This window comes from Pseudomonas nitroreducens TX1, from assembly GCF_000313755.1.
GTDB classification, from domain to species: Bacteria; Pseudomonadota; Gammaproteobacteria; order Pseudomonadales; family Pseudomonadaceae; genus Pseudomonas; species Pseudomonas nitroreducens_A.
In genome coordinates this window covers 90,197-104,620 of sequence record NZ_AMZB01000108.1, presented here as the reverse complement: position 1 = coordinate 104,620, position 14,424 = coordinate 90,197, and the positions used below count along the sequence as shown (strand labels likewise).

10 protein-coding genes are annotated in these 14,424 nt (G+C 62.5%); 6 read left to right on the top strand and 4 right to left on the bottom strand.

What is annotated here, in order from left to right; genetic code table 11:
• Position 1: 1 nt before the first annotated feature.
• The 3 genes from C167_RS0113420 to tssB all read right to left on the bottom strand — a co-directional run bounded on the left by C167_RS0113420 (position 2) and on the right by tssB (position 2,654).
• Positions 2-499 carry an Hcp family type VI secretion system effector gene (locus tag C167_RS0113420; protein WP_017518799.1) on the bottom strand — a complete coding sequence of 166 codons (498 nt, stop codon included), beginning with the start codon at positions 497-499 and terminating at the stop codon, positions 2-4.
• A 70-nt stretch (positions 500-569) separates the two neighbouring features.
• Positions 570-2,057 (bottom strand): type VI secretion system contractile sheath large subunit, encoded by a 1,488-nt coding sequence (tssC, locus tag C167_RS0113415; protein WP_017518798.1) that lies wholly within the window; start codon positions 2,055-2,057, stop codon positions 570-572.
• A 24-nt stretch (positions 2,058-2,081) separates the two neighbouring features.
• A complete protein-coding gene (gene tssB / locus C167_RS0113410) occupies positions 2,082-2,654 on the bottom strand; it encodes a type VI secretion system contractile sheath small subunit (protein WP_026079019.1) in 573 nt (190 codons plus the stop codon).
• A 226-nt stretch (positions 2,655-2,880) separates the two neighbouring features.
• Here tssB and C167_RS0113405 point away from each other — a divergent pair, with 226 nt between their 5' ends.
• The 6 genes from C167_RS0113405 (at position 2,881) to C167_RS0113380 (ending at position 12,924) form a co-directional block, all read left to right on the top strand.
• Complete coding sequence (locus C167_RS0113405) at positions 2,881-3,336, top strand: hypothetical protein (RefSeq protein WP_017518796.1); 456 nt, start codon at positions 2,881-2,883, stop codon at positions 3,334-3,336.
• 56 nt (positions 3,337-3,392) lie between these two features.
• On the top strand, positions 3,393-4,724 hold the full coding sequence (gene tssK, locus C167_RS0113400) for a type VI secretion system baseplate subunit TssK (RefSeq protein ID WP_026079017.1): 1,332 nt from the start codon (positions 3,393-3,395) through the stop codon (positions 4,722-4,724).
• Positions 4,725-4,739: 15 nt separating this feature from the next.
• Entirely contained in the window at positions 4,740-5,510 is a 771-nt protein-coding gene (locus C167_RS0113395) for a DotU family type IV/VI secretion system protein (protein ID WP_017518794.1), read from the top strand.
• The gene (locus tag C167_RS0113390) at positions 5,507-9,331 is read left to right on the top strand and encodes a type VI secretion system protein (protein WP_017518793.1); all 3,825 of its coding nucleotides are present in this window, start codon (positions 5,507-5,509) and stop codon (positions 9,329-9,331) included. Before C167_RS0113395 ends, C167_RS0113390 begins: the two co-directional genes overlap by 4 nt.
• Entirely contained in the window at positions 9,328-10,386 is a 1,059-nt protein-coding gene (gene tssA, locus C167_RS0113385; RefSeq protein ID WP_017518792.1) for a type VI secretion system protein TssA, read from the top strand. Before C167_RS0113390 ends, tssA begins: the two co-directional genes overlap by 4 nt.
• Positions 10,387-11,631: 1,245 nt before the next feature.
• The gene (locus C167_RS0113380) at positions 11,632-12,924 is read left to right on the top strand and encodes a tyrosine-type recombinase/integrase (RefSeq protein WP_026079016.1); all 1,293 of its coding nucleotides are present in this window, start codon (positions 11,632-11,634) and stop codon (positions 12,922-12,924) included.
• A gap of 253 nt (positions 12,925-13,177) precedes the next feature.
• On the opposite strand, the gene C167_RS0113375 is transcribed toward C167_RS0113380, so the two are convergent.
• Positions 13,178-14,275 carry a hypothetical protein gene (locus tag C167_RS0113375; RefSeq protein ID WP_017518790.1) on the bottom strand — a complete coding sequence of 366 codons (1,098 nt, stop codon included), beginning with the start codon at positions 14,273-14,275 and terminating at the stop codon, positions 13,178-13,180.
• Between the last annotated feature and the right edge of the window lie 149 nt (positions 14,276-14,424).

Genomic DNA, 14,424 nt, shown 5'->3' with positions numbered 1-14,424 from the left:
CTTAGCTGGCCAGCTTGTTGGCGGCCAGGTCCCAGGTCGACGCGGCGGTGCCTTCCTTGCTGCCGTCGTCCTTCTGCGCGGTGAGCTCCCATTTGATCTTGGTGAAGTTCAGCGACAGGGTTTCCACCGGCTTGCCACCGGCGCCGCCGCTGACGCTGACGTTCGATAGCACGACGTTGTCCAGGGTGTAGGTAATGAACGGCATGATCTTGCCGTCGCCCTCGGCGGCGTTGCGGCCGATGGTCAGGGTCGCGGAGGGGATGGCCTTGCCGGAGCAGCAGTATTCGTTGAGCGTCGGGGTCGAGGTGTCGACGAACTTGGTCAGGGTGAATTCGCCGATGTGCGGCTTGCCGGAGGTGCGCTCCGAGTTGCTGACATCGTTGGTCACCTGCATGGCGACGTTGTGGCTGTACGACATGATTTCGATCTTGTTTTCGAAGCCGGCCAGCAGGCTGTCGCCCTTGATGTCGTCGCCCAGGTCGAGAAGTATCGCGTCCATGTTGGAAAACTCCGCAGCTTGAAAGAGGTGGAATCTGGTGAAGGGGCCGCCGCTCGGGCGGCCCCCCGGCTCAGGCGGCGACCGGCGGCGGCAGGCTGGCGACCAGGCGGATCGAGGCGGTCAGCTCCTCGAGTTGGAAGTGCGGGCGCAGGAACACCGTCGCGCGGTACACGCCGGGCTTGCCGGCCACCTCGCTGACGTCCACGCGGGCCTCGCGCAGCGGGTACTGCGCCTTGATCTCCTGCGGGGCGTTGTCGTTGATCAGCACGTAGTCGGCGATCCAGTTGTTGAGGTAGGTCTGCACGTTGTCGCGGGTCATGAAGCTGCCCACCTTGTCGCGCATGATCACCTTCAGGTAGTGGGCGAAGCGCGATGCCGCCAGCACGTATGGCAGCATCGCCGAGAGCCGCGCGTTGGCGTTGGCCTCGTTGGTGTTGTACTGGCGCGGCTTGTTGGTGGACTGGCCGCCGAAGAACACGGCAAGGTCGGTGTTCTTCTTGTGGCACAGGGCGATGAAGCCCAGGTCGTTGAGCTCTTTCTCGCGGCGGTCGGTGATCGCCACTTCGGTGGGGCACTTGAGCGACAGGTCGCCCGCCTGGGTGCGGAAGGTATGCGCCGGCAGGCCTTCGACGGCGCCGCCGCCTTCGCTGCCGCGGATCGCCGCGCACCAGCCGTACTTGCTGAAGGCTTCGGTGATGCGCTGGGCCAGGACCCACGCGGCGTTGCCCCAGAGGTACTTGGCGTGGTCGGTGCCGTCCACGTCCTCGATGAAGTTCATGCCTTCCACCGGCAGGGTTTCCGGGCCGTAGGGCAGGCGCACCAGGAAGCGCGGCAGGGCCAGGGAGACGTAGCGCGAATCCTCGCTCTCGCGGAACGAGCGCCACTTGATCAGCTCCAGGCTCTCGAAGACCTTGCTCAGGTCACGGGGCACCGCCAGCTCGGTGAAGCTGCCCATGTCGAACAGGCGCGGGCTGGCCGCAGCGATGAAGGGCGCGTGGGCCGCGGCGGCGACGTTGGAGAGTTTTTCCAGCAGGGCGATGTCCTGCGGGTGGCGGCCGAAGGAGTAGTCGCCTACCAGCAGGCTGAAGGGGTGCCCGCCGAAGGTGCCGTATTCCTCTTCATAGATCTTCTTGAACAGCGCGCTCTGGTCGAACTCGACGGCCTTCTCCAGGTCGTTCTGCAGGTCCTGCTGGCTGACATTGAGCAGGCGCAGCTTGAGACGCGAGCCGGTCTCGCTGTTCTGCACCAGCTGGTGCAGGCCGCGCCAGGAGGATTCGAGCTGCTGTAGCTCGGGATGGTGGAGGATCTGGTTGAGCTGGGCGCTGATCAGTTCATCGATGCGACCGATGCGCTCGTTGATCATGGCCACGGTGTCCTTGCTGACGGCCATGCCTTCGTCGAGGACCTGGGTGGCGAACTCCGCGAGCATGTCGCGGGCGTATTCCTGCTGGCTGTCGTCATGGGCCATGCGGCCGTCGGCGATGATGCGATCGAGCAGGTCGAGGGTCTGGGTACTGCCTTCGGCGCCTTGCGCCGCGGCGGAGCTGGGTTTGGCCATTGCTGTGCTCTCCTGGCGGCGGGATCAGGCTTGCGGTTCGGCAGGCGCTTCGCCTTCGTCGGCGGCGGCCTGGGCGGTGTCGTTGGCGGCACCGGCATCGGCGGTCACCGGATGGGTTGCGCGGATTTCCTGCAGGCCTTCGGTGTTGCTCACCACGTCCTGCAGCAGCTGGTCCAGCTCATCGTTGCCGTCGAGCTTGGTGAGCAGGTCGCGCAGGCGCTGGCGAGCTTCGAACAGACGGCGCAAGGGCACGACCTGATTGACGATGCTGACCGGGTCGAAGTCGTCGATGTGCTTGAAGTTGAGCTCGACATTGAGCCGGCTTCCATCGTTGCTCAGCGTGTTGTCGACCTGAAGCGCCACGCGCGGTCCGATGGACGAGAGCACGGCATTGAAGTTATCGCGGTCGATCTCGGTGAAGCGGCGCTCGCCGAGTTTTGGAAGGGGAGTGACCGGCTTGCCGGAGAGGTCGGCGAGGATCCCCACGACCAGCGGCAATTCCTTCTTCTCGATGGCGTTGCCGATTTCCACATCGTAGGTGATCTGGACCCGGGGAGGGCGCACCCGGTCCAGTTTGTGCTGCGTACTTTCTGCCATGCTGGCGAACTCCACTGCGTAGGAGACGGGCACGCCGCAGCGGGGCTCGCTGTCGTCGCGCTCCTTGGCTGGACCACACGACAGGAAGGGGAAATGCGATACAGGCCTGTCCTTGGCGATCCCATCTGAGCTCGTTTGTCGACGAGCTAACCAAGCACGCTAGATCAGGTTGGTGAAAACGCAAATCCGAAACTAATCTCTGACAGCCATCTCACAAGGACGTTTCATGAAGTCGACGAAAGCCTGCCTCTGTGCTGTGCTCCTGGCAGTTCTCGGAGGCTGTTCCTGGTTCGGTCCGAAGGTCGATGTCGACCGTCTGACCCTCGATGTCGCAAGCAAGGCCAATGGCGATTCGCCTATCGCTGTGGACTTCGTCGCGGTGCAGGATGCGGATCTGCTCAAACTGCTCTCGGCAATGAGCGCCAGGCAGTGGTTCAGCGACCGCGAACAGTATCGCCGCGACTACCAGAAGCAGCTCTCGGTGTGGAGCCTCGAGCTGGTGCCGGGGCAGTTCATGGAGGCCAGGGACTTCCCCCTGGCCGGCAAGCCGGCTTCTGGACTTTTGGTCTTTGCCGGCTATAACACTCCCGGCGCCCATCGCATGCGCCTGGATCAACAGCCCAAGGTGTGGCTGCGTTTCGACAGCAGGGAGATGCGCCTGCTGAGTGCCGAGGAGCACTGAACCACCGCCTTGCAAGGCGGGCCCATGACAATCCAGGACGTCGAAGGGGGAGTGGTGTGAGAGTTCTGCCTGACGCAGTTTGTTGGCACGAAGGGATGCAACTGCTTCCCCAGCACTTCCAGCTCCAGGGGTTGCGCGCCGAAGTACTGTCTGCGCGTTTGGCACATGCAGCCAACCCCTTTTTCTGGGGGCTCGAGCACCTCGAGCTTGACCCCTCCGCCCTGAGCACCGGCGTGGTGCGTATCCTCGCACTGGAAGCGGTCCTGCCCGATGGCCTGCCGGTCAGCCTGAGCCAGGGCGAGACCCTGGTGTTCGACGCCACGGCAGCCATCGCGACGGCCCCCGATGCCAGCATCACCCTCTACCTCGCACTCAGCCCGCTCGCCCGTGGTGGCCAGGTGTTGCCGCTCAAGGGCCGCTTGCAATCGTTGAGCGGGCCGGCCGTGCCGGACCTGGCCAGTGGCGAAAATCCCGAACCCGTTGTCGTCTGGCGACCGGCCCCGCGCCTGGTGACCGAGGCCCAGCGCGCCGACTCGGTGTGCTTGCCGCTGCTGCGTGTCGGCAGGGACGCCGGTGGTTTCGTCGGGTTGCCCTATGTGGCGCCCACTCCGCGAATCGCACCGGCGTCGATGCTGGGGCAGACGCTGGTGGCGCTGTGCGCCCATGCGCGGGAGAAATGCGTGTTTCTCGCTGGCCGTCTGCGCCAGGCGCAGCAGTCGGAGAACACCGAGGACAGCCAGGAAATCCGCCGCCAGCTGGCGGCGCTGTGGGCGCGCCTGCCGGAGCTGGAGGCCGCGCTCTACAGCGGCACAGCGAACCCGGCACAGCTGCATGGCCTGCTGTGCGGTATGGCCGGCAGCTGGAGCGTGCTCGATCCGCTGGGCGGCGTTCCAGCCTTCCCAGCCTTCGATTTCAACGAATTGCTGCGGACCTTCAACCCGGTGATCGAGTGGCTGGAAGTTACCCTTGGCAGGGTGCGCGCCGGCTATCGTAGTCTGGCATTTGAACGGGTCGGCAATGACTTCGCGCTGGCCCTGCCGGACCTGCGATCGCCGGTACAGCGTCTGGTCGTTGGCTTGCGCATGCCGCCCGGTTGCGGTGAGGAACAGGCCCATGAGTGGCTGTCACGCTGCATCGTGGCCTCCGAGGCGAGCCTGGCAATATTGGGGCGCCAACGCATGTCGGGCCTGGAGCACCTGCCCATGAGTCGCGCCGAACAGATCGCCTACAGCGTTGGGGAAGACACTCACCTGTTCGTGGTGCAGGCCGAGGGCGACTGGTTCGATCCCGCCCAGCGCCTGTGCCTGCGGGCTGCCGCGGCAGGCAGCGGCGGTGGCAGTCCCTGGCAGGTGGTGCTGTTCATCGTGGACGGCGCCAGCGGCGCCTGAGGCAGGGAAGCGAAGATGCTTGAAGGGAATCAGGCGATCTACCCGCCGTCGTTCGGCGAAGCGCCCTTGAGTGGCGCTTTCCAGGCTGGGTGGCTGGAGTGGTGCAGGCGCTGGGAAGAACTGCGCGTATCCACCGGCGAAGACCATGCGGCCCTCGAGCGGGTCGCCGACGAAGCCCAGGCGGTGGTGCGTCGCCTTTGGCGCAGCGCCAATGCCCGCGTCGGTGATGCCGCCGGCGAACAGGTGAAGGCCATGGTCTATGCCTTTGTCGCACTGCTCGACGAAAGCCTGCTGTTCGATCCCTGGAATGGCCAGCCCGCGTGGCAGGAGCGGCCGCTGGAATCCCGCTTGTACGGCACGCGCAATGCCGGGGAACGTGTGCCCCAGGCCATTCATCGGCTGCTGGACACCCGTGCGCCGGGTACCCGGGATCTGGCCAACGTCTACCTGCAGTGCCTGCTGCTGGGTTTCCATGGCAAGCTGCGCGGCCCGAAGGGCGAGGCGCTCCATGAGAAGTGGCGGCACGCGCTGTTTGCCCATGCCTGGCAGCGTGACGCCGAGGTGCCAGCGCTGCTGGAGACCCTGGCGCGCCCGGCCGCTGCTGCGCCCCTGCGACTGCCACTGCGACGCGCCTTGCCCGACGGCCTGCGCCTGACACTGATGGTTATCGCCGGCGTCCTCCTGCTCATCGTCCTCGGCCATTGGCTGTGGAGCGACGTGCGCGGTGAACTGGCGCCCCTGCTCGACCTGGCCTGGGCAGCTGCCTTCCCGGAGCTGGCGACTTGAGCGGCTGGCTGGTGCTGGCCCTGCTGTTGCTGCTGGTGGTGGCGCTGGCGGTAGCGGGATTCCTCTGGCTGCGCAGCAAGGGCGGCGAAGCGGTACGCGCCTTCTACCTGACCGTGCGGCAGATGGAGCAGGACCACGATGTCGCTGATCGCTACGACGTGCCCTGGTACCTCCTGCTGGGCGATCCGCTGCTGGGCGAGCGTCTGGCCTCCGGCTGGAGCCTGGCGCCAGTGAACCGCCCGGCCTGGTTCGGCCGCTGGTGGGCCGATCAGGACGGCGCCGTGCTGGCGGTGCCGCAGCCGCTGTTCATGCCGGAAGAGGGTGTACCGTCGTCACTGCACCCCTGGCGGCGGCTGCTCGGCCTGCTGCTGCGGATGCGCCCGCGGCGTGCGCTGGATGGCGTGATCTGGGCGGTGCCGGCGGAGCGTCTGCTGGACCCGGCCAGCCTTGCCCAGGAGGGCATCCAGTTGCGGCGGCGCTTCAACGACCTGCTGCAACGGCTGGGCCTGAGCCTGCCGGTCTATGTGGTGGTCACCGGGCTGGAGGAGCTCGATGGATTCGCTGAACTGCGCGCGGCGCTACCTGCCGAGGTTCGCGAGCGGTCGTTGGGCTGGGCCTCACCTTTGCAGGCGGATGCGGCCTGGCAGGGCGAGCACCTAGAGCGTGGCTTCGATCAGGTATTGCAGGCGTTGCAGGCGTCGATTCTCGAAGCGGGTGTACTCAAGGGGCAATTGAGCGAGGAGCTGTATCGCTTCCCGCAAGCGCTGGACAGCCTGCGCGAAGGCCTGCGTCAGCGGCTGGAACCGGTCTTCCAGGGAAATGCGCTGGGTGAGGCGCCGCGTTTGCGCGGCCTGTACTTCAGCGGCGCGTTCCGCATGGCGGCCGCTGGTGAGCAAGGGGCAATCTCGGCGCGGGAGGAGACACCTGCGCAACTGGTGTTCACGCAGCATCTCTGGCAATCGCGCCTGCTCGCCGAGCGCGGGCTGGCCCAGGCCGTGCCGCGCGTCCTGCGCCTGCGCCAGCGCTCGCAGCGCATGCTGGGCACGCTGGCCGGTGTGATCGGCATCTGCTGGCTGTTGGGAATGCTCTGGGTCTGGCACGTGGATTCCCGCGAGGCGCAGGCGCTGGGGCAGCGCATTCTGTCCATGCAGCGCGGACAGGGCGAAAGCAATCCGGTCGGCGCATCGCCTGAGGAGGCCGCCCGAAAACGCCTGCAGGCCTACTGGGCGCTTCTGCAAGCCGCGCCGCGCTGGCACTTCAGCTCACTGGTGTATCCGAGTTCGTGGTTCTCCGGTTTCGACGACCACATGGACGACCTGCTCCTGGAGCTTACCCGCCGCGAGGTGCTGATACCCCTGCAGCAGGCACAGTTCGCCGAGCTGACCCGGCTGCGCGCCATCCGCAGCAGCGAGCGCCGCGCCAACGTGCAGAGCGACAGCCCGGAGCAGTGGCCGAACTTTGTTGCCGCTCGCGATCTGGCGCAAGGCGTGCTGGCCTTCGAGCAGCGCAACCGCTGGTACACCGAGCTGCGCGCCGGCACCTCGAAGAACGCTCTGGAAAGCCTTGGCAAACTGGGTGAGCAGGCTTACGGCCTGACCCTGGAACCGGGCTCCCTGCGCAATGCCGGCTACCTGCAGTCAGTGCTCGGGCGAGGCATTCCCGATGCACCGGCACCCGTCGACCCCGGTCCGCGCGAGGGCCAGTTGGCGCGCAACTTCGACGACCTGATGAGCCTCTGGCTCGACCAATTCTTCCTCGCCGACAACTTCGTGCGCCCGGCCGGCTTCCTGCGCCTGCACCTGAACGAACTCAAGGCACGCCAGGGCAACAGCCTCGAGGAGCTGGAAGAAACCGCCGCGCAGATCGACGCCCTACGCAACATGGTGGCCCTGACCAACGCCGCCTGGAGTCATGGCAATGCCCAGGAGATCGTGCCGGGCTTTCGCGCGATGCTCGATGACGTACGCCAGTCCTACCTGCTCGGCCCCTCGGCGGAGGCCAGGGTGACCAGCCAGGCCAGCAAGCTGCAGCGCGCCTTCCACGACCAATGGATTTCCGCTGCCGGTTCCCGCGACAACCTGCTGCAACTGCAGCCCGGAGGTACTCTCGCGTTACAGGAGCATGTGGTGGCGCTGGGCAGTACCATCGATTCGTTGTTGCGCCAGGACTTCGCCGGCACTGCTCTGAGCAAGGGCGCGCAGGATATCGACCCGCGCAGCCTGGGCAATCTGGACGCCCATTCGCTGAACGCTGCCCTGGCGTACTACGCCAGCTATCGCAAGTACAGCGATCAGGAGCAGGCGCGGATTCCCGCAGAATACCGCGACGCCCTCGCCGAAAGCGCCGCCGCTGCGGCTGCCAGCGCGATGTGGAGCAGCCTGACGCAATCCATTTCGGTCAGTGGCGCGCCGATGAAGAACACCTTCGATGTTCCGCTGGAGCAAGCCGAACAAGTGCGTTCGGCACTCGAGACCGTGCAGCGGGGCGATCTGGCGAATGCGCTGGATATCCATCTGACCCGAGGTGCTCTGGCCGACGTCGACGAAGTATTGACGTCTATCGACGCGTTGCCACTGTTCCGGGTTCGTTCTGAACCTTCCGGTTGGGATGGCACACGTAAATTCGGCTTGCAGCTGTATCGCTCCACCGACACCCAGGACCTCAAGCGCAATCTCGCCCAGCAATTCGAGACCATGCTCGCGCTGAGCGAAGAGCATGCACCGGCGCTGACTTGGCTGCGTGACCGGGGCAATCTCGGCTTCTCGGACCAGGACAAAGTACGGCGCTTCACCGACCTCAGTGATGAATTGGCCAAGTACAAGGCGCAGAACCCGACCAGCTCACCGATGCTGCTCGATCAGTTGGTGACCCGCGACTTCGTGGAAATGGATGCCGCCACCTGCGGCAACATCCTGCGTACTTCGGCATTGGGGGCCGGGCAGGGCGACGTGGCGCGCTTCGCCCGTGGCCTGCACGCCCAGGCGCAGCAGCGCTGCCTTGAGCTGCAGCAAAAGGAAGCCGCCCAAGCCTGGGCGGCCATCGCCGACTACTTCAACCAATACCTGGCCAACCGTTTCCCCTTCGCCTACAGCCTGCAGGCGGAGGATGCTGACCCGGCGCGGGTGCAACACCTGGTGGAGCTGCTCGACCAGAATCTGGATCGGGCCCAGGAAGGCCTCAAGCTCAGCCAGTCGGTGGACCGGGCAGCTGCCGCGGACTTCCTCCATCGCCTGCAGCTGGCCAGGGCCTGGATGGCGCCGCTGTTCCAGCGCGACAAGGGCGGATCGCAAGGGGTCGACCTCGACGTGCGCTGGCGGACGGATCGCGAGGTCGAGCGCGGCGCTGACCAGGTGATCGCCTGGACGCTCTACGCGGCTGACCGTCCGCTGAGCTTCCCCGGCAGCGACAGCCAGCGTCTGCACTGGAATGTCGGCGAACCGATGAAGCTGATGTTGCGCTGGGCCAAGGACAGTCCGCAGCGGCCGGACATCGACCCGCAGCAGGCGAGCATGGCGGTAGCGGACCTGGAGGTGGGGTGGGAGTACGGAGGGCCCTGGGCGCTGATGCGCCTGCTGCGTTCGCACCTGATCCTGCAGCGCCAGCCCAGCACCGACTACACCGATTTTCCGCTCGCGCTGCAGGTACCGGTCAGGGTGCCGAACAGCCGCGAACCCGAGGCACGGATGTTCCTGCGCATCTCGTTGATGACCCAGGACGCCAAACAGCCCTTGTCTGTCCAGCCCTTGCCCGTACGCGCGCCGCGCACGCCCTTCAGCGGTATCGGCGTAACGACTTTTGCCGACGTTCAGGAGTTGCCATGATTTCAGACGAGGCGCTGCAGGCGCTCCTGCAACCGCTGCCCGGTGAGTTGCCGTGCGGAGAGTCGCTGCGCCATGACCCGGTGATGGATCGCCTGCGCGAGCTGCGGCGTGAGGAGGATACCGAGCTTCCAGCCGGCGTTTGGAAAGCAGAGCCTAAACGCGCGGACTGGCTGGCCCTGGCTGCGCTGGCCGAAGAGGTACTGGTGCAGCGAAGCAAGGACCTGACCATTGCAGGTTTTCTGGGTGAGGCCTGGATCGTCACCCAAGGCCCAGCGGGTCTCGCCGCTGCACTGGGGCTGCTGGCCGACCTTTGCGATGCATTTCCCGAACAACTGCACCCGCAGGCCACCGATGGCGACCAGGAGTGGCGCGCTGCACCGCTTGCCTGGATGGCTCGGCGCTATGACGAACTCCTGCTCACTCGCGTGCCGCTGTGCAGTGGCTTGCCGCAAACCACACTGCATGGCTGGCAGGAGCTTCAGCGGCGGCAGGTGCAGGTCAGCGACAACAAGGTCGACAAGGTGGCCGCGGAGAACGCGCGCCAGGAGCAGAAACGACTGAACGAATCGATCCGCAGCGGTGCGGTGAAGGGCTGGGCGGCGATACTGGCCCAGCTGGACGGCGCGGCCGGTCACCTGCGACGTCTGGATGCCTGGTGCGACCGCCAGCTCGGTGACGCCGCGCCGAGCCTGCATCGACTCGCCGCGTCCATCGACGCTTTCAGCAACGTCATCCAGGGATGCAAGGCCATGGCCCCACAAGAGCTCTTACCCACCGACGCGGCAGTCACTCCCCCAGAACCCGAGTCGGCTCTTGCCTCCTCAGCCAGTTCGCTACCCACAGGCGGCGCTTTGCAGAGTCGCGAGGAGGCCTACCGGCAGCTCTCCGCCATCGCCGAGCACCTGGCGCGAACCGAACCTCACAGCCCGGTGCCTTACATCATTCGCCGGGCGGTGGAGTGGGGCGGTATGCCGTTGAGTGCGCTGATGGACGAACTGGTGCACGCTGATCCGGAGGCTCGCAGGGTGTGGGTCATGCTGGGGGTGCTGCGTTAGGCACAATCAAGGCGCTGACCTGCGTCGAGGATATAGCGCGCCGCGATTGCTTGGCCGGATCATTGGGATTCCTGCGGGAGTGGGACGCTCCAAGCGGCGCGAAACGGAATGATCGACGGTCGGGCGACCGCCGGAACGATGGTCGCGGCCAGCAAATACAGCTCATCACAACGAGCAGGCTGTAGCTCGCTCGTCACTGGCGACATATGTCGAGGGCCAATTCCTCCACGACGTGGACGGCTCAGTTGCTCAATCTGCATCTCGAATTGCCGGGGCACGGATTTTTTGGTCGTTGGCTACGTATCAATTGAAGGTGGCTTTTGATGACGTCAGTGCTCTCAACAGCGCATCGAGCAACAGGAGAACGAGCAAGAGCGAGCGGCGTTTCGTGCGGCAAGCTCGGCCACGTGGTTCTCGACGTGGATTTACGGCATAACATATGATTTAACATAATATACATTATGCGAAGTCACGGATAGGAACGCCTGCGGCGAGACTCACAGAAACGGTTGTCGGCCAGCTTTAAAAAGTGGACTCGCACACTGGCACGATTTTTCTGCTTATAAATCATCAAATTAGACCTCAATTCTTGGTTTCGGCGAGCAGTTTGGCTTGCTTCGATAACCCTAGCCCGTCGAGATTTAAATCTCGGTTTATCATGGGCTTAATGCCTTTCAAGCCCAGGCGTGCGCAGTCGCACTAATTAGTGGATTGGTCGCAGTAATCAGTAGACTGGGCCTACCCCTAGAGCCCATTTTTCTAAGATCTAGTGGCCTTACTGATGCGTTTCTTTCTATAAACCAATCAGTTAACGAGTAAAAAATAGACTTCCTGTGCGCAATAAAAAGTGGACTGGGATGACGCATCTCTGGATGCGTATCGCGTGGCATGAAGGACACTCCTGGAGGCGCGATTTAACTGGACGTCCGCTCACCGTTCACGCTGCTTCCGATCAGCTATCCTCGGCGGACTGTCTGTTCGTTCCCGAGACCGATCTGACTTGCAATGAGTCCTGCCAAGCTGTGGAAGATCGTATCGAGGCACAACGGAGAAGTCGTTTTGCGCTCAATCTTTCACCAATGCATGCCATTGGACTGCACTCTGCTACGGCAAGTCCCGGGTACTCACTTCTACTGAGGACACCATGTGCAGGAATGTAATATCCGATAATCATCAGACCCGGATATTGCGTAACCTACTGAAAACCACCATCCTAGATGGCATAGCACAGTCGCAACGTATGCCATGCCTCAAACACCTCAGCCCTTGTTCGACACCTTCGAACGATTTCACGAACTCAATTTCCTGGGCTTAAGCGCTGAGCTTCCAGTGGTGCTCGGCTACCTGCGAGCCTTGCCAGAGGGAAGCATGGCCATCGATAGCTACGTGGCTGTGCGTGGATTTCTCAAGTCGTATGCCGGCAACCACGCCACGTACAACTCATACCGTACCCATGTGGAGCGCTTGCTTCTATGGTCTGCCTTGATCGCAGAAAAGCCGCTCATCGAGCTCCGACGCCGGGATGCTGAGGCCTTCATGGAGTTCTGCCTCCATCCGCCCGCTGAATGGATTGGCCCGATCGTTAAGTCTCGCTTCGTGCGAGTTGGCGGAAGGAAACGGTCTGAAAGTGACACGTATGGCGTGAATGAGGATTGGCGTCCTTTTGCTACTACTGCTCCGAAACGAGATCGGAAAATCGCTTCGGAAACGCTGACCGCCCTCCCCTCGAGCGTCTACAAAATGTCCCAGGGATCTGTGGCTCAGGTATTTGCCGTGTGCGGCAGCTTCTTTCAGCACGCGATAGACGAAGGGTTCACCGAGGTGAATCCATTCCGGGCAGTCAAACAGAAGTCGGTCTACAAGCAGCGTAACACCCTGGATGTGGCTTCTCGGTCACTGACCCAGCTGCAGTGGAGCTTTGTCATTGAAACTGCCGAGTTCATGGCGGCAGCTGACCCTGCTCATGAGCGCACTCTGTTTATAGTCGCCACTCTGTTCTCTATGTATCTGCGTGTCTCTGACCTTGTGGGGCGTGATAACTGGCAGCCCGTCATGGGGGATTTCCGTCGAGATACGACAGGGAACTGGTGGTTCCACGTTGTTGGTAAAGGGAACAAGGCGGCGAAAATTAGCGTGCGCGACGAGTTCATAGAGTCCTACCTGACCCGGTACCGTAGGCATCTACAGCTGCCTCCCCTTCCCTCTGCGCATGAAAAGCGGCCGTTGCTCAGCACGCTAAAGGGGCGAGGCGGTCTTTCTGATCGTCACATCAGGCTTTTGCTTCAGAAGGTATTTGATCAAGCCCTTCAGAGGATGCGAGAGGAAGGCTGGAGCGATGACGAGGTAGATCAACTTCGTTCGGCTTCACTGCATTGGCTCCGCCACACATCCGCCACCTTCGACGCACCACATCGTGACATGAAGGATCTGCAGGCAGACTTGCGCCATAACAGCTTAAGCACTACGCAAAACACGTATTACAACTCTCTGGATGAACAGCGTGCGCACTCTGTGAAAAAGATGAAAATTAAGAATTGACAATGCACCTGCCGGGCGGGCGGAGCTCTAGGCATCCCTGCCCTCATCATCTGGGGCTAGCCTATGCTGGCAGTTCGTGAAGTGCAGCCGGATCGCTGCTCGAGCAGCCACCAACCTGCGTTTGAACCACCGGTAAGGCCGCTCTCAACTATGCCATGGCGTCCTCCACCGGCATCTGAAAATCGGTACTAGCTCGCCTCCCCTTGCGCCCGCACGGCTCAGCCCTAAGCAAAGGGAGTGCTGGCAACCTGAATCAAGCGATCGTGATTAGTCGGAGAACACGCTCGGCAGGGCGATACTCCAACGCTACGGTTACGCGTTCGGGATATCCGCTAGCTCTGGAAAACTCCAGCAGAATATTGAATTTGCTCAATTGGTAGGTCGGCGTCTCAACCCACTCTAGGTTGTAGAGATAATTCATCCGCAGCTTGCTTCGGATTGCCGCCTCCAGCTCAACCTTCGACAGGTCGGCCAAGCCAGCCCTTTGAAGCTTCCCCAGCTTGGCTGTTTGTAGGTAGTTTTGGAATTTTGCGTCCTCGATAACGACGTCGAATTCCGTCAGAGGTGCGGCAACTGCTGACATTGCCCTGACCGCAATCTCTAGATCATCGTCCGTCTCATTGAGCAGCATTTGCTCAGGCTTGTACGCGAGGAAGGTATTGAAGTACAGGGACTGGACGCTCTTGAGCTGAAAGCCCTGCGCGCAGTAGTCATGCATATGCAAATTGTGATTCTCGGTGTTCGGCCGGTCATCCTCGTGCCCCATGATGACTGTCCTTCCCTGCTTGATAACTAGATTCATCAGGTGCATCGAAGCGAAAGTTTTTGCCAAGCTCGCGTATGTGCATGGCAGATAACCCATGTAAGCCCTGTGGCTTCGTAGCTTAGCGTCGATCTCTGCAACTGCTCCTTCGGAAAGGTTGTTCACATACAGGACGAAACAGTAACTTGGATGACTGAAGGTTAACCCTGACTCACTCACCACAGCAGGGCTTAAGAGCTTGCGGGCGATCTCATCCCGATCATCGACAAGCTCCCCACTCAAAATGCTGTGAGTCGTCTTGGCATCCAGCGCATCGAAGAGTGCCTCAGCACACTCTACCCCTGGGATGAACGTGTTGGAGCAGCGTTGCTCGTCAAACAGAAAAGCCGCTTCGTGTTTCGTTGACTGTGGGGTCAGCGCACTTCTGAGCGAAGCGTAATCAATCCCCTTGTCCCGAAGAACATCCAATAGATCTCGATGGAATAGCTGGATCTCGGAAAATGTGCGCGCATCGCTATAGGCGAAGTACTTACGCATCACCGGAAGCAGCCCGTTACCCCGCGCGTTCAATGTATGGATTGCAGGCATCGGCACCTCGATTCAAGGAGGATGGAACTCCCCCTCGCCTTGCTTAAAGCGCTACTTTTACAAGTTCCTCCATTGTTTGTGCAATCGGCGCCTGCCGAGCACGTGCTCACTTGCTATTTAAGCCATGTGCTTCGTCAGAAGCCTCTTTT